This is a genomic window from Terrilactibacillus laevilacticus, from assembly GCF_006517395.1.
Taxonomy (GTDB): domain Bacteria; phylum Bacillota; class Bacilli; order Bacillales; family Sporolactobacillaceae; genus Terrilactibacillus; species Terrilactibacillus laevilacticus.
This window is the reverse complement of record NZ_VDCY01000002.1, coordinates 140,306-161,882: the sequence shown is the minus strand read 5'-3', so window position 1 is coordinate 161,882 and position 21,577 is coordinate 140,306. Positions and strand designations below refer to the sequence as shown.

19 protein-coding genes are annotated in these 21,577 nt (G+C 38.2%); 17 read left to right on the top strand and 2 right to left on the bottom strand.

The window, feature by feature from the left end; genetic code table 11:
- Window positions 1-213 precede the first annotated feature (213 nt).
- From FG390_RS03790 to FG390_RS03740, 11 genes are all read left to right on the top strand, one after another.
- A complete protein-coding gene (locus FG390_RS03790; protein WP_141189708.1) occupies window positions 214-945 on the top strand; it encodes a phosphoadenylyl-sulfate reductase in 732 nt (243 codons plus the stop codon).
- A 3-nt stretch (window positions 946-948) separates the two neighbouring features.
- Window positions 949-2,064 (top strand): sulfate permease, encoded by a 1,116-nt coding sequence (gene cysP, locus FG390_RS03785; RefSeq protein WP_141189707.1) that lies wholly within the window; start codon window positions 949-951, stop codon window positions 2,062-2,064.
- Window positions 2,065-3,216: a sulfate adenylyltransferase gene (sat, locus tag FG390_RS03780; RefSeq protein WP_141189706.1), complete on the top strand. Its 1,152-nt coding sequence runs from the start codon at window positions 2,065-2,067 to the stop codon at window positions 3,214-3,216.
- A 30-nt stretch (window positions 3,217-3,246) separates the two neighbouring features.
- Window positions 3,247-3,849: an adenylyl-sulfate kinase gene (gene cysC, locus FG390_RS03775; protein ID WP_141189705.1), complete on the top strand. Its 603-nt coding sequence runs from the start codon at window positions 3,247-3,249 to the stop codon at window positions 3,847-3,849.
- A 161-nt stretch (window positions 3,850-4,010) separates the two neighbouring features.
- A complete protein-coding gene (cobA, locus tag FG390_RS03770) occupies window positions 4,011-4,778 on the top strand; it encodes a uroporphyrinogen-III C-methyltransferase (protein ID WP_141189910.1) in 768 nt (255 codons plus the stop codon).
- Between the two features lie 10 nt (window positions 4,779-4,788).
- The gene (locus FG390_RS03765; protein WP_141189704.1) at window positions 4,789-5,538 is read left to right on the top strand and encodes a sirohydrochlorin chelatase; all 750 of its coding nucleotides are present in this window, start codon (window positions 4,789-4,791) and stop codon (window positions 5,536-5,538) included.
- Between the two features lie 46 nt (window positions 5,539-5,584).
- A complete protein-coding gene (locus tag FG390_RS03760) occupies window positions 5,585-6,199 on the top strand; it encodes an NAD(P)-binding protein (protein ID WP_181406362.1) in 615 nt (204 codons plus the stop codon).
- 13 nt (window positions 6,200-6,212) lie between these two features.
- Window positions 6,213-7,025: a uroporphyrinogen-III synthase gene (locus FG390_RS03755; protein WP_141189702.1), complete on the top strand. Its 813-nt coding sequence runs from the start codon at window positions 6,213-6,215 to the stop codon at window positions 7,023-7,025.
- Between the two features lie 309 nt (window positions 7,026-7,334).
- On the top strand, window positions 7,335-7,778 hold the full coding sequence (locus FG390_RS03750) for a YwiB family protein (protein ID WP_141189701.1): 444 nt from the start codon (window positions 7,335-7,337) through the stop codon (window positions 7,776-7,778).
- A 132-nt stretch (window positions 7,779-7,910) separates the two neighbouring features.
- Window positions 7,911-9,581: an arginine--tRNA ligase gene (gene argS, locus FG390_RS03745; protein WP_141189700.1), complete on the top strand. Its 1,671-nt coding sequence runs from the start codon at window positions 7,911-7,913 to the stop codon at window positions 9,579-9,581.
- Window positions 9,582-9,850: 269 nt separating this feature from the next.
- Window positions 9,851-11,074 carry a cation:dicarboxylate symporter family transporter gene (locus tag FG390_RS03740; protein ID WP_141189909.1) on the top strand — a complete coding sequence of 408 codons (1,224 nt, stop codon included), beginning with the start codon at window positions 9,851-9,853 and terminating at the stop codon, window positions 11,072-11,074.
- Window positions 11,075-11,125: 51 nt separating this feature from the next.
- On the opposite strand, the gene cls is transcribed toward FG390_RS03740, so the two are convergent.
- The gene (gene cls / locus FG390_RS03735; protein WP_181406361.1) at window positions 11,126-12,331 is read right to left on the bottom strand and encodes a cardiolipin synthase; all 1,206 of its coding nucleotides are present in this window, start codon (window positions 12,329-12,331) and stop codon (window positions 11,126-11,128) included.
- 876 nt (window positions 12,332-13,207) lie between these two features.
- Here cls and rpoE point away from each other — a divergent pair.
- Window positions 13,208-13,714 carry a DNA-directed RNA polymerase subunit delta gene (rpoE, locus tag FG390_RS03730; protein WP_141189698.1) on the top strand — a complete coding sequence of 169 codons (507 nt, stop codon included), beginning with the start codon at window positions 13,208-13,210 and terminating at the stop codon, window positions 13,712-13,714.
- 267 nt (window positions 13,715-13,981) lie between these two features.
- Complete coding sequence (gene pyrG, locus FG390_RS03725; protein WP_141189697.1) at window positions 13,982-15,580, top strand: CTP synthase; 1,599 nt, start codon at window positions 13,982-13,984, stop codon at window positions 15,578-15,580.
- Window positions 15,581-16,142: 562 nt separating this feature from the next.
- On the opposite strand, the gene FG390_RS03720 is transcribed toward pyrG, so the two are convergent.
- Window positions 16,143-16,691: a DUF2529 family protein gene (locus FG390_RS03720; RefSeq protein WP_181406360.1), complete on the bottom strand. Its 549-nt coding sequence runs from the start codon at window positions 16,689-16,691 to the stop codon at window positions 16,143-16,145.
- 243 nt (window positions 16,692-16,934) lie between these two features.
- On the opposite strand from FG390_RS03720, the gene FG390_RS03715 reads away from it, so the two are divergent.
- From FG390_RS03715 to murA, 4 genes are all read left to right on the top strand, one after another.
- Complete coding sequence (locus FG390_RS03715; protein ID WP_141189695.1) at window positions 16,935-17,324, top strand: response regulator; 390 nt, start codon at window positions 16,935-16,937, stop codon at window positions 17,322-17,324.
- 359 nt (window positions 17,325-17,683) lie between these two features.
- Window positions 17,684-18,538, top strand: coding sequence for a class II fructose-1,6-bisphosphate aldolase (gene fba, locus FG390_RS03710; RefSeq protein ID WP_141189694.1), 855 nt, complete (start codon window positions 17,684-17,686; stop codon window positions 18,536-18,538).
- A 295-nt stretch (window positions 18,539-18,833) separates the two neighbouring features.
- Window positions 18,834-19,481, top strand: a complete 648-nt coding sequence (gene fsa, locus FG390_RS03705) for a fructose-6-phosphate aldolase (protein WP_141189693.1) — start codon at window positions 18,834-18,836, stop codon at window positions 19,479-19,481.
- A gap of 470 nt (window positions 19,482-19,951) precedes the next feature.
- A complete protein-coding gene (murA, locus tag FG390_RS03700; protein ID WP_141189692.1) occupies window positions 19,952-21,238 on the top strand; it encodes a UDP-N-acetylglucosamine 1-carboxyvinyltransferase in 1,287 nt (428 codons plus the stop codon).
- Window positions 21,239-21,577 lie beyond the last annotated feature (339 nt).

Genomic DNA, 21,577 nt, shown 5'->3' with positions numbered 1-21,577 from the left:
CGGCAGTTCCCGAGGCCCGGAATGCAGGTTTTTACTACATGAGGACCGGAAAAACAAGAGGGCGCCAAGATTCGTAGTTTATCATTTGGTGACTTTTTGAATAACCTCTTATAAAAAATGTGACATGATTTGACTAAAATCATCATCTTATACAAAAAGATGTCTTAAAAAAATCTAATTCTTAGTAAACTAATAAGAAAAGAGGACAATGGAGTGAAACCTCAGATTACGTATGACACATTTGTTGAGGATCCGTTTATAGACTTTGAACCAAATGATGCAACCAAAGGAGCTGAATCGGTATTAGAATGGGCTTACGATACGTATGGCGACTCGATGATTTATGCTTGTAGTTTTGGTGCAGAGGGCATCGTTTTAATTGATATGATTTCTAAAATCAAAAAAGATGCTACAGTGGTTTTCTTAGACACAGGCCTACATTTTCCCCAAACTTATGAATTAATTGACAAAGTAAAAAAGAAATATCCTGGTCTACGGATTCAGATGAAAAAGCCGGATTTAACGGTTGATGAACAAGCTGAAAAATATGGGTCAGCACTCTGGAAGAGGCAGCCTGATCAATGCTGTTACTTACGTAAAATTAAACCACTCGAAGATACATTAAGTGGGGCTGTCAGTTGGCTATCGGGCTTAAGAAGAGAACAATCGCCGTCAAGAAGCAAGACGAATTTTGTCAATAAAGATGATCGTTTTCATTCGATAAAAATATGTCCACTAATCTATTGGACTTGGGATGATGTTTGGGATTATATCAAAGAAAACAACTTAGATTACAATGAATTACATGATCACGGTTATCCAAGTATTGGGTGTTTCCCATGTACACAAGCGGTTAGTGCTGGTGGAGATTCACGTGAAGGAAGATGGGTGGGCTTACAGAAAACCGAATGCGGTTTGCATACGGTTGAAAAAGGAGGCCATTAAAACATGGAAATAGTTATTCTCTCTTTTATTCTGGCTTACTTTTTTGCGTTTAACATCGGCGCCAGCGGGTCTGCCGCGGCGATGAGCGTATCTTATGGTGCAGGAGCTATACCCCAAAAGAAATGGGCGCTTATCATTTGTTCAATAGCCCTGATGTCAGGAGCCGTTTTCGGCAGTGGCCCTGTTGTAAAAACACTCAGTCACTCGATTATTCCATCGCATTTCTTAACGCCAGAAATTGTTGTCATTATTTTGGCCGCTTCAGCTGGAACGTTGTTTATATCTAATTTGCTTAGTATTCCTTTATCGACAAGCGAAGTGACGGTTGGCGCTATTGTTGGTGCCGGGATCGCCTTTCAATCTTTAAATTTAAACAAATTACTCATTATTTTTTCGTTTTGGATTCTTATACCTATTGTGGCTATGCTGACGACCTATCTCCTTGTGAAGGGAGGTGACCGCTTCTTTTCAGGCAAAAGACAATTTAATGCCAAGTGGAAGAAAATTGGGGGCATCACATTAATTTTGGCTGGATGCTTGGAAGCTTATGCCGCAGGAATGAATAATGTGGGGAATGCCATTGGACCTCTAGTAGGGGCCAGTCTTGTTCCGTTACATATTGGTATTTTGACAGGAGCGGCATTTATGGTTATCGGGGTATTATCGCTTGGCAGTCGGGTCATCGAAACGAGTGCAAAACGAATCGTGAAACTATCGGTACCTAATGGTATTGCCATCTCAGGTGTGTCTGGGATCCTTGTGACCCTGGCCTCTGTATATGGTCTGCCTATCCCTATTACACAGGTAACAACATCTGCGATAGCTGGCGTAAGTGCCTCAAAAAACGGGCAAACCGTTTGGAAACAACCCATTATTAAATTAATTGTTAAAGTTTGGTTAGTTTCCCCTGTATTATCGCTGATCGTGGCTTATCTACTCATTCAGGCTTGCGTTCGCTATAACTTTTATTCTGTCGTCATCATTTTATGTGTAATACTCGCAACTTTATGTACATCAAGTTTATTAAAAACAAAACATTTAAAAAAACTTTTTAACGAAAAAAAGACGGAGCAAACATCTGTAACCGTCATATCACATAAGAATGAGGAGGTTTTGTAAATGACTTTAATCAAACCACACGGTGGTCATTTAGTAAATCAAATTGAATCGGAATCTTATCAACCTGAAACAGTATTACAAATCAATATCGATGCGATGGCATTGAGTGATTTAGAATTAATCGCAAATGGAGCCTATAGTCCATTAAAAGGATTTATGAATCAAGCGGACTATCAATCCGTTGTCGAAACGATGCATCTAGCCTCTGGTGAGCCATGGAGCATACCCATTACGTTACCAGTCGACGAAAATATAGCGAGGCAATTAAAAAAAGGCGACACGGCTCAATTCATAAAAGAAAATGAGACATACGGTTATATCCAAGTTGAAGATATCTACCAACCTGATAAAGAAAAAGAAGCCCAGTTTGTCTATCAAACGACAGACCTTGCGCACCCTGGTGTGAAAAAACTTTTCTCAAGACCAGACTATTATGTTAGTGGCGAAATCAAATTAGTTAAAAGACCTAAACGGGCGCATAGTGAATCATTCTTTTTAGATCCTAAAGAAACACGCGCTCGATTTGAACAACTTGGCTGGAAAACAGTGGTTGGTTTTCAAACACGTAATCCGATCCACCGAGCTCATGAATACATTCAGAAGACGGCATTAGAAACCGTTGATGGTCTTTTTATCAATCCATTGGTTGGTGAAACAAAAAGTGATGACATTCCAGGAGATGTCCGGATGGAAAGCTATCAAGTTTTACTAAAACATTATTATCCAAAAGAACATGTTTTCTTAGCTGTGTTTGCTGCAGCGATGCGGTACGCAGGTCCAAGAGAGGCTATCTTCCATGCGATCGTTCGGAAAAATTTTGGCTGCTCTCATTTCATCGTCGGCCGCGATCATGCAGGTGTTGGCCATTATTATGGCACCTATGATGCTCAAAAAATCTTCAGTAATTTTAAAGATGGTGAATTAGGCATTACACCGATGTTTTTTGAACATAGTTTCTATTGCAAGGCTTGCGAAGGAATGGCTTCACATAAAACATGCCCACATGATGACGATCAGCACGTGATTTTATCAGGAACTAAAGTTAGAGAGCTTTTACGTAGTGGTCAAAGGCCACCAGTTACGTTTAGTCGTCCAGAAGTGGTTGACGTCCTTATTGCCGGGTTAAAAAAGACGGAAGGCATCAATTCTTAAAATAATATAAAAAGGAGGGTGAATGTAAACGTGGATACAAATATTATTTGGCACAACCAGACGATTACAAAGCAGGATTATCGCAAAAAGAATGGTCACTTTAGCGGCGTGATTTGGTTAACCGGTCTTTCAGGAGCAGGAAAGTCAACGATTGCCAATATTTTAAACAAAAAACTATATGCCCTAAATGTCAACTCTTATTTGCTAGACGGCGATAATGTCCGTCATGGTTTGAACAAAGGTCTTGGATTTAGTGAAGAAGACAGACAAGAAAATATCAGACGAGTTGGCGAAGTGGCCAAACTATTCGTCGATAGCGGTACAATTGCAATAGTCGCGTTTATCTCTCCTTTTCGCGCAGATCGTGATCGAGTCAGAGAAAATCTCGAAGATGGCGAGTTTTTAGAGGTTTACGTTGACTGTCCATTGGAAGAATGTGAGGGACGTGATCCAAAAGGGCTTTATAAAAAGGCACGAAGTGGAGAAATAAAATCGTTTACAGGAATAGACTCACCTTATGAAGCTCCGTTATCCCCAGAATTGACGTTGCATTCTGGCCAAAAAGAGGCTGAGGCTTGTGCAGATGAGTTAATCGATCTCTTAATCCAAAAACAATGGGTAACCAAAGGATAATATGGTAAAGTGAAACTTCCATCAGTGGGGGTTTTACTGCCCGTTAAGGTGGATAAAAAAGTATAGCTTGAATCGTCTTTGATGATGTATATTGAACTAAAAGAGTGACTAAGTAACGAGGGGCAAGTTCTGTGGTTCATCCTAAAGAAAGAGGTGGAATGATGAGAAAAGTATATTTAGTCGGCGCTGGACCTGGGGATCCTGATCTTATTACAGTTAAAGGATTAAAGGCGATTCAACAAGCCGATACAATTTTGTATGACCGGCTTGTGAATCCCGAACTTTTAAATTATGCAAAGAAAGAGGCTGAGCTTATCTATTGCGGGAAGCGTCCTGATCATCATGCGTTGAGTCAAGATAGTATCAATCATCTACTTTGTAAATTTGCTAATCAAGGAAAGATCGTGACGAGATTAAAAGGTGGAGATCCTTTTATCTTTGGTAGAGGTGGGGAAGAGGCCGAAGAACTTGTTAAAAAGCAAATCCCCTTTGAAATTGTACCAGGGATTACGTCCGGTTCTGCTGCTCCAGCATATGCCGGCATCCCATTAACCCACCGGAATTTTAGCTCATCAGTCGCCTTTATTGCTGGGATGACCCAACATGAAGATAATGTGGACAAGTATTGGTCTCAGTTTGTCGGCATTGATACCTTATGTATTTACATGGGCGTCAAAAATTTGCCAGTTATTTGTAACCAGCTGATCAAGCATGGCAAAGATCCACAAACACCGATCGCCCTCATTCATTGGGGAACGACAGAGCGACAAAAAACAGTCTCTGGTACGTTAACTAATATTTGTGAGAAAGCCGCCACTGTGAAAAATCCTTCGTTAATTATTATTGGGGAAGTGGTTCAATTAAGAGATCAATTAAATTGGTTTGAACCCTTGTCCATCGACAAAACCATTCAGGCAATTACGGGTTAGAAAGAGCATCATGAATAAACAAGGTGTATTATACGTCAGTCATGGAAGCCGAAACAAAGAAGCCCTTCGTGAAGCAGAACAATGTATCAAAATGGCGCAAAAACAAGTCCAAGTTCCCCTGCAAGAAATTTGTTATTTAGAGATTTCAAAACCCGACATTTTTGAAGGCATAGAGAATCTTGTGAAAAGAGGAGCCACGCACATAGCGGTTGTTCCTGTTCTTTTATTGAGTGCAGGGCATTACTATGAGGATATACCAAAAGCCATTGAGGATATTAAATGTTTGTATCCTGACATAACGTTAACTTATGGGAAGCCTCTTGGTGTCCAAGATCGTTTGATTGATGTTCTTGTCGACAGACTCGAGGAAGCTGAAATTCCTGATTTATCAAAGGCTAGACTCTTACTTGTCGGTAGAGGCAGCCGAAATCCAGAAACTCAAAGGGATATAGAGAATATAGCCAGTAAACTGAAAGAACGTATTCAGATTAAAACATTGGATATATGTTACTTGGCAGTGTTAAAACCTTCATTTAATGATGTTCTACACCATTTAGATGATCAGAAAAATGAAACCATAATCATTCTTCCTTACTTATGGTTTACAGGATTATTAATTAAATCAATGAAGAAAAAGATTGAATCACTCAACACAACAAATAAAGTTATTTTCTGTCAATATCTTGGGTTGCATCCTAATATGGCGGGCGCTCTCTCTGATCGGGTCAAAGAAGCCATTTTGTCAACACCCGTTCATTGATTGATAGATTTTAAGAGTTAATACAGGGTAAATGGGAGGAACAGGAATGACTTTGATCCCTGTCATGATCGATTTAAGCGGACGCCATGTCGTCATTGTTGGCGGAGGGAATATCGCCGCTCGTAAGCTGCAGTTACTGTTAGAAACAGGTGCTCATATGACGATTGTAAGTCCGTCAATTGTGGCGTCACTTCAGCCGTTACATAGAAATGGCGATTTCATTTGGAAACAAAAACCATTTGAAAAACAAGATATTGCGAATGCAGACGTCGTTATCGTAGCAACAAATGATCCAGTGATCAACCAGCAGGTCGTTGAGGGAGCCCCTCGCCATGCGCTCATTAATAATACAGAAGATGCTGAGAGGGGAAATATGACATTCCCCTCTTTTTTTCGAAAAGGGCGATTGACCGTTAGTACGTCAACAGGAGGAGCGAGTCCGACATTAGCTAAAATGATAAGTCAACAGCTGCGGACATTATTTGACGATGAACAATGCGAGGCGTATCTCGATTTTTTGTATGATTGCCGAAAGCTCATCAAAGGCTCTTCCTTATCTAAAAGTGAAAAAATTGATTTTTTAAGAAAACTACTAGATGATGAATTCAAGAACAAAGAGAAACAAAGAAACTTAATTGAACAATTGAAAACGAAGAAATGAGGGAGGCGAAATTATGAAAGGTCTAGTCAACAAAACAATTGGGATTGCAGCCGAGCGCCAAGCAGAGAATATATCAACGTTAGTGACAAAACATGGCGGAACACCTAGCATTTATTCCATTCAAGGTCAATGGCTTTTAAATGATGAAGTGTGTAAGGAAAATGTCAAAACTTTAGTCGATGAACCATTTGATTGGATCGTTTTGACAACAGGAATTGGGGCAAGAACGTTAGAAGAGGCTGCTGAAAAAATAAATGAGAAGGATCGCTTTCTGCAAAGCTTGCAAAAGACCCCGCTTGCCATTCGTGGCAGCAAAACGCTCAAGTGGCTAAAAGATCACAATCTCGTTCCTGATCGTGTTTCTGAAGATGGCACAATGAAACATCTGATATCTAGTTTTAAGCAGGAGCGGGAAAATGAAAAAGGAAAAAGAGTCTATTTGCAGCTCTATGATCAGGATGATGCAGAACTCAAGCAACAATTTGAAAGTCTAGGATTTGATCCCTATTTATCAAAACCTTATTCTTATAAACAGCCGGATCCAGAGACACTTCTTTCATTAACGGAGAAAATTGTTGAACAATCGCTCGATGCTGTCGTTTTCACGAGTAAAACACAAGTGCGGAATCTGTTTAAGCAGCCGGATCAAAAAGCGTCATTAGTTAAAGCGTTTAATGACCAAGTCTTAGCTGTTGCTGTAGGAAAAGTAACAGCGGGTGAACTTGAGGAGCAAGGGATCAAGAAATTAATTCAGCCAGAAAATCAAAAAATGGGTCAAATGATTGTTAGGTTGAGTGAATATTTTGAGGAAACGAGTCTTAAATAATTTTAAAAGAAGAATAGCTGGCCGATCTGTTTGATTAACGACAGATTGGTCGGTTTTTTTTATGGGGATTTTTAACTTATCGAATTCAATTGTGAAATCTAATGATTGTTAGATACACAAATGCTAACACTCCCTCTTTGACAAGGTGTTTAAAAAAGAAAGGAAATATGTCTAATTTTCTAACATTATGAAACATTCATTGAAAAAAAACTTGAAAATGTTGAACTAACGCTTGTTTTGTCTATAATAGTGAAAGAGAGACCTTTTTTATGATAGAATAGTAAAAGTCTCTATTTTTTTTGATGTGGAGTGAGACCAATCGATAAACTTGCCGTTAACGTTGTATTAATATCAAAAGCCATTGATGAGACAGAAAAAGTGACAAAGACCACTCCGAAAACGGATAATGGTTATTTTTATATGAAAAACGACGCATTATATGTGAAGTTTGATGAAATAGATGATCATGGAACGATACATACTTTGATAAAAGTGTCGAAAGGAAAAGCACTCATTCAAAGGAAGGGTCATGTTTCAATGAATCAGCCTTTAGTAAAAAATGAGGAAATGGCTGGTAGTTATTCAGGGCCTTATGGCGAAATGAATACACTGGCTAAAACTCATAAAATCAAGGCATTATGGGATAGCCATCTAAAACAAGGATGGATCCAATTAAACTACGAACTACAGGTACAAGGACAATACGTTGGGTATTTTGATTTAACCTATCAAATAGCCCCTATTAACGGATAGTAAGGTGGCTTTAGCCCCATCTAATTATCTGTGAAAAAGTCCCTACCGATGGAAGATTTCCAATATTTCCGTGTTATGGGCAGTAAGACCTACGCTAAAGCATCAGCTTTTAGCACTTTTAGGAGGATGAAAATGACAGTTGTTGAACAAGTAAAACAACAATTAAAGGACGAGATTATACAGGCGGTATTGAAAGCAGAGCTTGCTTCTGCTGAGAACATACCTGATGTAGTATTAGAAACACCTAAGGATAAGGCGCACGGTGATTTTGCGACGAATATGGCCATGCAGCTTGCACGTATTGCGAAACAAGCGCCAAGAAAAATTGCCGAGACTTTGGTTGAAAACTTTGACAAGAAGAAAGGCAATATCCGCGAGATCGAAATAGCTGGACCAGGGTTCATTAACTTTTTCTTAGACAATAGCTACTTGACTAAATTAATTCCTACCATCCTAAAAGAAGGCGATGGCTACGGTCAATCGACAAAAGGCAAAGGAAAGAAAATTCAAATCGAATATGTCTCTGCTAACCCTACAGGCAGCTTGCACCTTGGTCATGCTCGCGGAGCCGCGGTTGGAGATACATTAATTCGCATTCTAAGAAAAGCGGGCTATGAGGCGAGTCCCGAGTACTATATTAACGATGCAGGAAACCAAATTGGTAACCTTGCCACTTCACTAGAGGCGCGCTATTTTCAGGCTTTAGGCATTGAAAAAGAGATGCCTGAAGACGGGTATCAAGGACAAGATATTGTCAAATTGGGTAAACAATTAGCAGAAAAATATGGAGATGAATACGTTAATAAACCAAGTAAAGAGCGGATTCAATTTTTCCGTAACTTTGGAGTCGAACACTTAATGGCTAATATAAAGAAAGACTTAAGTGATTTCGGCGTCCATTTTGATGTTTGGTTCTCTGAGACATCTTTATATGAATCAGGTGAGATTACATCGGTATTGGAAAAATTAAAAGAACGTGGTCATACGTATGAACAAGACGGTGCCTTGTGGTTTGCATCAACAAAATTTGGCGACGACAAAGACAGGGTACTGATCAAAAGTGATGGGTCTTATACGTATTTAACGCCAGATATTGCCTACCATTTAAATAAATTCTTACGTGGATTTGATCAACTCATTAACGTATGGGGAGCTGATCATCATGGCTACATTCCGAGAATGAAGGCAGCGATGGAAGCGCTTGGTTACGATCCAAATCGTCTTGAAGTTCAAATTATTCAACTCGTGAACTTATTCAAAGACGGTGAAAAAGTGAAAATGAGTAAGCGTACGGGTAAAGCAGTGACCTTAAGAGAGTTAATGGAAGAAGTTGGAACAGATGCGATGCGCTACTTCTTTGCGATGAGAAGCTCGGACAGTCACCTAGACTTTGATATTGATCTTGCTGTTTCAAGATCAAATGAGAATCCGGTCTTCTATGTACAATATGCTCATGCTAGAATATGCAGCATGCTCAAACGGGCGGAAGGCTATGAAACAGCATCCCTTGAAGACGTGGACTTATCACTTTTAACCAGTGAAAAAGAAATTGATTTATTAAAGAAAATCGGAGAATTTCCTGAAGTCATCGCAGATAGTGCCGAACAACTGGCTATTCAACGGATGACAACGTATCTCTTCGATCTTGCTTCAACCTTGCATAGTTTCTACAATGCGGAGAAAGTCCTTGATCCAGAGAACAAAGAATTAAGTCGCGCTCGTGTAGCCTTAATGAAAGCAGTAAAGATTACCTTGAACAATGCGATGGATCTTATCGGTGTTCATGCTCCTGAAAGTATGTAAGACAGAAATATTTAAATCAGGAGGAAGGAGGCTGGCTGTGTTAAAGCATCCAATTAGCTTTCGCAGTCAGTTTTTTTCTGATTTTTATTGAAATGGCACCCTATTTTATTCTGAAAATAAGGTTTTATTGAGAGCCCTGCAAATAGAGAGATAAACCATGAGAAATAGAAACAGAAAAGTCATCATCTATTCTAAAAAAACAGAAAATAAGGATAGTTTAGAGAAACAGAGGAGATTTATAAGTGAAGAAGTTGAGATTTAGTTTAGCTATGCAAATCGTCATAGGACTTATTTTAGGTATTATTGTTGGAACGATCTTTTATGGTCAGCCAGAAGTTGCCACCTTCTTACAACCCATAGCTGATGTGTTTTTACGAGCGATTAAAATGATTGTTGTTCCAATTGTACTGGCGTCAATTATTGTTGGCGTTGCTAGTGTTGGTGATTTAAAAAAAGTCGGAAAATTAGGGCTTAAAACAATCGTTTACTTTGAAATTATTTCAGCCATTGCCATTGTTATCGGCTTGCTCTTTGCTAATATTTTTCAACCAGGAGCAGGTGTGGACCGTCATCAATTAGAAAAAGCGGATATTAGTTCTTATATGCAAACAGAAAAAGAAGTGGAACAACATAGCGCTGTCGATACTTTTGTAAATATCGTGCCGACAAATATTTTTGAATCTTTGGCGAATGGCGACATGCTTGCGATTGTCTTTTTTGCTGTCATATTCGGGACAGGTCTCACCTTTGTAGGAGAGCGAGGAAAGCCGGTTCTTCATTTTTTTCAAGGGGTAGGAGACACCATGTTTTGGGTCACCAACCAAGTGATGAAACTGGCACCATTTGGGGTATTTGCCCTCATTGGTATTACCGTTTCTAAATTTGGTTTATCATCGTTGGTAGCGTTAGGTAAATTAACCATTGTTGTCTATGGTAGTATGATCTTCCTTGTTTTTGTCGTATTCCTTATCGTTGCCTATATAGCGAAAATAAAATACTTCTCATTACTACGTTTGCTTAAGGATGAAATCATATTAGCTTACACCACGGCGAGTTCAGAATCTGTGATGCCTCGGTTAATGCAAAAACTAGAGAATTATGGATGTTCAAAATCCATCGTGTCCTTTGTTATTCCGACGGGTTATACGTTTAACTTGGATGGTTCAACCCTCTATCAATCGATTACCGCTATTTTTATTGCCCAGATGTATGGAATGCATATGTCTATTTCAAGTCAAATTATGCTTGTGCTCATGCTCATGTTAACTTCTAAAGGTATTGCGGGCGTACCAGGTGCATCGTTTGTCGTCTTACTTGCGACTCTTGGAACAGTCGGGATCCCTCTAGAAGGTATCGCTTTTATTGCAGGTATTGAAAGAATCCTTGATATGGCAAGAACAGCGGTCAATATTGTTGGAAATGCCCTTGCAACGGTTGTCGTTTCAAAATGGGAAGGTCAGTATCATCCTCAAGTAAAGAAACGTGTGAGTTAAATCAAATAAGCCCTCCGGATAATAACCGAGGGCTTATTTGATTTTTGTTTTTTAGAGCAGTGGATAAAGCATCCAACATAACGGCGTCTTAATTTTTTCCCATAGCGGGCGATTTTTAAAACCTTCCAATGTCATCAATTCGGATCCAAGTTGAATGTCACGATACGTTTGTTCAAGGACGACTTTCGTAAAAGATTCATCATGGATAAAAGCAGATAATTCGTCGTTCCAAAAGAAACTGCGCCAATCAAAATTTGCTGTACCGATACAACATGCCTCCTCATCCACGATAATCGTTTTAGAGTGATAGAATCCTTGATAAAAGTAATATAGTTCACATCCTTTTTTTAATAGAGGTTTTAAATAGTGATATGAGGCAGGCTTAACAAACGGGTGGTCTTTTCTTGTTGGTAATAAAATCGTGAGTTTCACCCCTCGATCCAAACAATTGATTAAAACCTGCATTAACTTTTTGCTAGGAATAAAATAAGGAGATCCAATGAAAATGGAACGCTTAGCTTGTTCGAGGTGTTCGATCAGAGCCTTTTCCAAATGGGATCCATTTGTGGCAAGTAATTTAACGTTTATCTTCTCTTTTTCTAATTCAATATCTATACCTTTAATATTTAGGGATTCCCCTGATGCTTGAAGCCAATCTTGGCTGAATTGTTGTTGTAAGTGGTTGACTCCATTGCCTTCCAATTTAAGATGGCAGTCCTGCCAATCGCCGCGTTCGGGATTCCTACCTAAATACTCATCACCGACATTAAAACCACCAAAATAACCAACTTTTCCATCAATCACAGCAATTTTTCGATGATAGCGCTTATTAAGGTAATAAAATAAAAAAGGAAAACGGATGGGAGCAGCAAAAGAAAGATGGATACCCGCTTTTTTAAGTTTTTTTCGATGCTTCCGAAGTGGAAATCCTCCAACAGCATCAACCAATAAACGTACGGTAATGCCGTCCTTCGCTTTTTCCCTTAATAGTTTGATCATTTGTTTGCCAATGGCATCATAAGCGAAAATAAAAAATGATAAATGAACATAATCCTTGGCAGTTTCTATTTCATGTATAAGATCAGAGAAAAGTTCCGTGCCATCTGCAAAAAAATGAACCGTATCATAACCTTGATATTCCTGAGATTGAGCGTATGCTTTTTGCTTCAATCGGTATCCTAGAAAAATATCAAGTGCAATAGCCAAAATCAAGAGAATCATAAAGAGTAAAATTAGACCAATCCAAATCCAGAGCATGTTTCCCCTCCCAAATGCAACATTCATCCTTTAAATATAGCATAACCTAGAGATAGGGACTTTATCCATTCCCCATCGCTGGTTGATAGTTATAGAGGATGTTCAAAAAGTCACCAAATGATAACTTGCGAATCTCGGCGCCCACTTGTTTTTCCGGTGCTCATGTAATGGATATGAGAGGATCGCTGGCTAAAACCGCTCACATCCTGTGGCTGGCGCCTGAAGCTACCACAACGCGAGGAATGCCGGTCCAAAGAAAACTGACACCGCTCTTTGCCTTCCGGCGCCCAGGACGGGCTAGTACTGGCGTTTCTTGCACGATGCCAGCGTACTTAGCCAGTAACCCTTTTCGTTTGTCGCCTTTTTGAACACGCACTTTATAGTTGAAACTTTAAAGTAAAGCTAATGAAATAACCATATTTTCCTGAAGGTAATGATGATTCCGTAGATCCGATGCCTTTTAAGCAATGTAAAAGGACCTATTAAAAAATATTTTTATAAAAATAGTTTAAAAAGGAGATGTTTTTAAGCTTGTTTTGTGGTAGTATAGAGAAAGTTTTTTGTTTATACTGTAATAAGAGATTTCTTTATTATAAAATGGGTTGTATCATTAACATTAACATTCTCGAGTTCTAAATTCTTGGCTATGTTCGAAGGAATAACCGGTATTTAACGTATCTCATGTATTCATGTAGAGGTAAAAGGGCTAATTAAGCAGAAAATATGTATAAAGATTCCGTACATAGGCGAGGATGGTTTTAGAAATTAGGATGTGATCATGTTTTTTCTAAAAGCGAATGGGCAGTTGTCCATTGCTTATATCGCAGTTTTTTGATTAAAATGGTTGGATATGATTGATAGAAAGGGTGTTATTTTGTGACTGAAAACGTAACAGAAGAGAAGCCAAAATTGGACCAAGTATTTGATTTATTAAAAGATGGAAATAAAACGCCTCGTACTTTCTATGAGTTGGCTCATAATGTTTTTACAAAACAAGAGGTAGAACGCGATAATGGAGAAATGCTCGCACGCCTTTATACTAACATGAATGTAGACGGTCGATTCTTAAGTCTAGGAAATAATTTCTGGGGTCTTCGTAGTTGGTATCCAATTGAACAACGTGAAGAAGATGTTGCGAAAACCCTTGCTCCAAGTAGGAAAAACAAGACAGCTAATGATGGATTCGACGATTACGATGACTATGAAGATGAAGAACTCGATGAAGATTTGGAACTCGATGAAGATTATGATGATGACGAAGTCGACGAAGAAGAAAATGACTTCGATGATTTTTCGAGTTTAGATGATGATACGGAAGACACAGATGATGATACCATCAAACAAATCAAGGGACATCATATTGATTTAGACGATGAGGAATAAAAAAGGACCCATGAGGTCCTTTTTTCAATAAATTGAATAGATTACAATATGAAGATCTTCAAAAGGTCACCAAGAACCAAAATAAGGATAACGCCAAGATGTAAAAACGTACTTGATACGCTATAACAAATTTGTTAAAATAACATTGGGCTATTTTGAGTAGTTGACGTCAAAGCAAAAGTGTGCCTCCTGATGGGGAACAAACACTTTTGCTTTTTTATATTGTAATTTTGTTAATACTATCTTTAAAAAGGGGGAATTTCCCGAATGACAAAATATATTTTTGTAACAGGTGGAGTTGTGTCATCTCTAGGTAAAGGGATAACGGCGGCGTCTTTAGGTAGATTATTGAAAAATAGAGGAGTTAGTGTGACGATTCAAAAATTCGATCCGTACATTAACTTAGATCCTGGTACAATGAGTCCATATCAACATGGTGAAGTGTTTGTAACGGAAGATGGTGCCGAAACAGACCTTGACTTAGGTCACTACGAACGGTTTATTGATATTAATCTTAATAAAAATAGTAATGTCACTACAGGTAAAATATATTCAACCGTATTAAAAAAAGAACGTCGTGGTGATTATAATGGTGGAACGGTTCAAGTTATTCCACATATCACGAACGAAATTAAAAATCGCGTATTCCGTGCAGGTAAAGAAACGGGTGCCGAAGTCGTTATTACCGAAATAGGCGGTACTGTAGGTGATATCGAAAGTCTTCCATTCCTTGAAGCGATCCGTCAAATTAAAAGTGATGTAGGTATTGAAAATGTTATGTACATTCACTGTACCCTCATTCCATATTTAAAAGCAGCAGGAGAAATGAAAACAAAACCGACGCAACACAGCGTTAAAGAGCTTAGAAGTCTTGGTATTCAACCAAACGTGATCGTTGTTAGAACAGAATTCCCTGTTCCTGAAGACATGAAACGCAAAATTGCGTTGTTCTGTGATATTGATACTGAAGCGGTTATTGAAGCACCTGATGCAGAAACATTATATCAAGTTCCATTACATCTCCAAGAACAAAATCTTGATGACATCGTTTGTAAGCATTTGAAACTAAAATGCGGTGAAGCGGATATGCAAGAGTGGAGTGAATTGGTTGAAAGAGTGCTTAACTTAAAAAATACAGTTAAGATTGCCCTTGTTGGTAAATATGTTGAATTGCAAGATGCTTATATTTCTGTTGTTGAATCGTTAAAACATGCAGGATATGGTTATGACGCAGATGTTGAAGTAAAATGGGTTAATGCAACGGAATTGACGAAGGAAAATCTAGAAGAACAACTCAGTGATGTGAACGGTATCCTTGTTCCTGGAGGTTTCGGTGACCGCGGGGTAGAAGGGAAAATTCTTGCCATTCAATATGCAAGAGAAAATAAAGTACCATTCTTTGGAATCTGTCTAGGTATGCAACTTGCATCTATCGAATTTGCGAGACATGTGCTTGGTATCAAAGATGCTAACTCATCTGAAATTGACCCAGAAACATCGCATGCGATTATCGATCTACTTCCTGAACAAAAGGATATTGAAGATATTGGCGGAACACTTCGTCTAGGCCTCTTCCCTACAAAAATTGAAGAAGCTACTGTTGCCTATGCGGCTTATCAAGACGAAGTCATCTATGAACGTCATCGCCATCGTTATGAATTCAATAATGAATATCGAAAAGAAATGGAAGCAGAAGGATTTATCTTCTCAGGCCTTAGCCCGGATAACCGTCTCGTTGAAATTATAGAACTGAAAAATCATCCATGGTTTTTGGCTTGCCAGTTCCATCCGGAATTTACATCTCGTCCAACAAGACCACAACCATTATTTAGAGAATTTGTTGGAGCAGCTATTAATCATAAATAATAAAAGAGGTCGAAAAGGTGCTGTTGCTTTTCGGCCTTTTTTCATTTTACAAATTAAATTCTTAATTCATAGTTGGAAGGGTAAAACACGTAAGGTCGTGCAATCGAGGTCCGAGTAGAAAATAAAAAGTGATGCAAAAGTGGGCGGAGTAGATGAATAAAACTTAAAGTAGTGAAAAATAGACAAAAGATCTAAGTGGTAAAATCATCAATAAAATAATCCAAATGAAAGCAGAATTGATACAATCCAAAATAAAGCAAGTTAATCTCGACTTTACATAATTTTCATAAAAAAAGCCTACCCCGCTTACGACGAAATAGGCAGTGCTGAATAAAAAGGGAGTTATTCTGTTATATCCCACCTTAACGGGTAGAAAAGATCCTCACCTCGTGTTTCCGAGTTTTCAAGGGAGATAGGTGAGGATCAACTGCCCGTAAAGGTCCGATTGGTTCAGGCTTTCCATCAGTGTGGGATGACGCAGGCTAAAAACCAGGCGTCCTGTTGCAACGCCCGCACTAGCACATCCAGTGCGTCGAAAACGCCCACTGATGGAAGTTCTACTTTATTCCACTGACCGAAAGAAATCTTGTTCCTCTAAAATGTCCACGATATTTAAATAAAGAGCCATGTACATGTATAGTGAGGCAAATATAATAGGATTACCAATTTTTTTACCATTATCAGTTGGTACGAGCGGGCCCTTTACACCTAAATTAAGGAAACAATCAACATCGTTGATCCAAGAAGGTTTTTTGTCCGTTTGATTCGATATAACGATAATATTACTCCCTGATGGCTTAATTTTTGAATACACATCAAACAAAGACTCATCGAGCTCTTCGGAAAACAACAAAACAGTGTCGAAAGAAGAGAGTGCATGAATTTCATGATGATCATCTAATAAAGGACGAGATTTTGGTAGAGAATTTGCCCCTGAAAGGGACTCTGTAAGAATGGTTGATTGAAGGGACTCAGAGCCATAAACATAGACATGTCCATCTGAGACGATCGTTTGACAGACTAGTCTAGAACCTTCTTCAAGATTCCATTCATTTTCCTTTTGTATATTTTGAAAAACACCCATCAATTGTGTTGTAAAAATTTTTAACATAAGATTCAATCCTTCCTTCATACCTCTCTCTATTTTACAATTTCAATAGAGAAACTCAACATATTAGAAAAAATTGCAGGAATATGACTAAAGAGTAGAGAATATCATGTTCTTTAGAGGGGTAATTTAGCGAAAGTTGTCATTATTAGGTTTGACATGGGTAACCCAAGTAAATGGGATATTGGTGTTTTTAGAAAAAAACAACGGTATGACCGATTTTTTGAACAAGAGGAGTGAATAATTATGGGATCTGATCAATATCAAGAACCGGCCATATTGATTGTAGATGATCAATTTGGTATACGAATCTTATTAAATGAAATCTTTAATAAAGAAGGATATCAAACCTACATGGCATCAAATGGAATGCAGGCGCTAGAAATTGTCCAAGAATATCATCCAGAGCTCGTCATATTAGACATGAAGATTCCTGGAATGGATGGATTAGAAATATTAAAACGAATAAAAGAAAAAGAATCAGATATCAAAGTCATTATTATGACAGCTTATGGAGAACTCGAAAAAATAAAACAAGCGATAAAAAATGGAGCCATTACACATTTTGCAAAACCATTTGACATTGATGATGTACTCAATGCTGTAAAAAAGGAACTTCCACTAAAATCAAAATAAATAAGGCTCATCACCACTGATGAAATCAAGACAAGAAAAAAGATGTGGTCAGCATATTACATAAGAATGAAGGCATATAAATAATCCTGATTGAGAATGTATGTTCCTATTTTATTTTAACAAAAACTTTTTAATTAAGCAAGTATAGATTGTGAAAGTTTGCAAAGAATACAATTGTAAGTGAATCACCACATATTGAAAAATCTTGACACATAATTTTCTTGTTTTTATAATGATTTATTCTTATAGTATGTTATGCTATACTTGTAGTCGAAAAAAGTAGCATGACCTAAAAAATGCGAACAAAATATGTTAAACGTTTTAGGATGTGCCGATATATTTAAGGAGGATGAAGATTTATGGCTCTCGCTTCTATGACAGAAATGCTAAATAAAGCAAAAGACGGTAAATATGCTGTCGGTCAATTTAATATCAATAACCTAGAATGGACACAAGCTATTCTACAAGCAGCAGAAGAAGAAAAATCTCCAGTGATTTTAGGGGTTTCTGAAGGTGCTGCAAAATACATGGGCGGATTCCCAGTGGTAACAGCTATGGTTAAAGCTCTTGTAGATACAATGAACATTACTGTTCCTGTAGCTATTCACTTAGACCATGGTCAAAGTTTCGAAAATTGTAAAGCTGCTATTGATGCGGGATTTACTTCTGTTATGATCGATGGTTCTCATCACCCAATCGATGAAAACATCGCTATGACTAAAGAAGTTGTAAAATATGCACATGAAAAAGGCGTTTCTGTAGAAGCTGAAGTTGGTACTGTAGGCGGACAAGAAGACGGCGTTATCGGCGGTGTTACATACGCTAATCCACAAGAATGCTTACGTATTGTTAAAGAAGCAGAAATCGATTGCCTAGCTGCAGCTCTTGGATCTGTACACGGTGATTATGATGGTGAGCCAAAACTTGGTTTTGACGAAATGAAAGAAATTTCTGAGTTAACAGGTGCTCCACTCGTATTACACGGTGGTTCTGGTATCCCTGAATATCAAATCAAAAAAGCAATTGAACTTGGTCACAGCAAAATCAACGTTAACACAGAATGTCAACAAGTTTGGACAGCTGCTGTACGTGAAAAATTAAACAACGACAGCAAAGTTTACGATCCACGTAAAGTTATCGGACCTGGTAAAGCAGCGATCGTTGATACGGTTAAAGCAAAAATCCAAGAATTCGGTTCAAACGGTAAAGCTTAATTCATATTTTTAGTATGATTTAAGATGTATAAATGATTAAAAAGACAAGGCATAAGATCATCCAATGAAGGTAAATAAGCTTTCATAAGATTGGTTTTATGCCTATCTGTCTATATAAGGGCAAGAATGGGTTTATTTCAAGCCCTCTAGTAAAGGATTCTAAGAAGAATTTCAAAAATCCTCTCTACCTCAATCTATTTTTTATCTTTTTTTCCAAGCAGATAATATACTATTTGAGAAATTCTCAAGTATAATAATAGGGAAAGAGAAAGACAACCATAGAGGAGGATGCGTTATGAAGTTTTTCATTGATACAGCTAACATTGAAGAAATTAAGGAAATTAATAATCTTGGTGTTCTATCAGGTGTAACAACAAATCCATCACTCGTTGCAAAAGAAGGCGTTGATTTTCATGAACGTTTACGTGAAATCACATCCATTGTTAAAGGGTCTGTAAGTGCAGAAGTTGTCTCTACAACAGCAGAGGAAATGATTCCAGAAGGTAAAGAATTGGCAGCGATTGCACCCAATATCACGGTCAAAGTGCCTATCACGGCAGAAGGTTTAAAGGCTGTCCATGCCTTTAGTGAAGCTGGAATAAAAACAAACGTCACATTGATCTTTTCGGCTAACCAAGCACTTCTTGCAGCACGTGCAGGAGCTACATATGTATCCCCTTTTGTAGGAAGACTAGATGATATTGGTCGAGATGGAATCGGATTAATTGCCCAAATATCGAAATTATTTAAATTACATGATCTTGATACACAAATCATTGCAGCTTCTGTTCGCCATACGATACATTTAACTCAAGCGGCAGAAAATGGTGCACATATTGCAACAATCCCATATAAAGTATTTAATCAAGCTCTTCAGCATCCACTAACGGATAAAGGCTTGAGTAACTTTCTAGCAGATTGGGAAAAATACAAAAACCATTAATCCACACAGAAGTGCGTGTTCAAAAAGGTGGCAAATTAGAAGCAAGAAGATCAAGGCGGCGCTGTTTTGAGGACCGGAATGTAGGTTTTTACTACATGAGGACCGGAAAAACAAGCCAACGCCGAGATTCGCAGCTTATCATTTGGTGACTTTTTGAACAACCTCTAGAAGGTCTTGCCCTTAAGGAAACCTTTATGTGTTTTAAGGTTTCCTCTTTTTTAAATCAATCCAACTCATACATAAGAATGTGATTTTAGTGAGTGATAAAATAGGAACTTTAGCTCGAATTTTTATCAGATCAGTGGGTCACAAGAAACAACCGCTTTTATAGATTCAAACAAGTAACAAGCCCCCTGATGAACGTTTCATCATCATGAAACTAAGCGAGCCTAACACCTGAATTGGGTTTTTGACATCTTTATTTAACCCCGTCATTCATAAAATCCACCGATTCAGAAAAGGAGTAAATCATGGAGAAATTAATGATAGAAGGCGGTCATCGTCTAACAGGAACTGTACAAGTTAGTGGCGCGAAAAATAGTGCAGTTGCGCTTATTCCAGCTGCCATATTAGCCAATTCAAAAGTTACAATTGAACAACTCCCAGACATTTCAGACGTCAGAAGTCTTTGTGAATTACTGATGGAAATTGGCGGAGATGTAAGTTTCAAGAATAATACATTAACTGTTAATCCTGAAAATATGATTGATATGCCTCTTCCAAATGGTAGTGTAAAAAAATTGCGTGCCTCTTATTATCTGATGGGTGCCATGTTGGGTCGATTTAAAAGAGCGGTTATTGGTCTTCCAGGTGGCTGTAATCTTGGACCACGTCCGATTGATCAACATATCAAAGGTTTTGAAGCGCTGGGTGCAAAAGTAACAAATGAAAGAGGCGCTATCTACTTACGAGCTGAAGAACTTCGTGGAGCAAGAATTTATTTGGATGTTGTTAGTGTCGGTGCCACCATTAATATTATGCTTGCAGCTGTCAAAGCAAAAGGACAAACCGTCATTGAGAATGCGGCTAAAGAGCCTGAAATTATCGATGTAGCCACGTTATTAACGAGCATGGGCGCAAAAATAAAAGGGGCTGGAACGGATGTTATTCGGATTGATGGCGTATCTGAATTAAATGGCTGCCGCCACTCTATTATTCCAGACCGCATTGAAGCAGGTACTTTTATGATTATTGCGGCTGCTGTAGGTGAAAGAGTGACGGTCGATAATGTCATTCCGCAGCACTTGGAGTCCTTAATAGCCAAACTTAGAGAGATGGGTATTTGTGTTGAAATCGACGATGACCAAGTTATTGTGTCGCGAACAGAAGAACCACTGAAAAAAGTGGATATTAAAACATTGGTATATCCTGGCTTTCCAACGGATTTGCAACAACCTTTAACGAGTTTGTTAACTCAGGCCCACGGAACCAGTGTCGTGACTGACACCATTTATAGTTCGCGTTTCAAGCATATCGATGAACTACGTCGGATGGGTGCGGATGTTAAAGTTGAAGGCCGGTCATCTATCATATTAGGTCCAACTCACCTTCAAGGAGCTAAGGTTAAAGCCACAGACTTAAGGGCAGGTGCGTCCCTAGTGATAGCTGGGCTCTTAGCAGATGGGGTAACAGAAATTCAAGGGCTCGAGCATATTGATCGAGGATATAGCCATTTAGTTAAAAAATTACAACGACTTGGGGCCCGCGTTTGGCGTGAAAACATGGATATGGAAGAACGACGTATTTTATCGAAATAAGTAAGATATTTTAAAATAAATAAGCTATCCAAATAGATCCTTTTCATGATTCCGTCTAGGCAAAATAGATCAAGTGAGGCATATCCTCCTCACTTGATGATGGATGTAAAAAGAAAATAAATAAAAGAAACCGCATACAAAGCGCTTGTAAAATATTACGATAAGGCGTATAATCAATTTATTATCATTGCAATACATCATAATAATGATACATTTAATGTGTTTAAAGGTATGTAAAGATAATTAGTGGATCATTTATTTATCTAAAATAGAAAGAAAAGAGTAACACACATAATCCCTCTATAAATTAAAAATACTCATGTTTAAATTTATAATTGG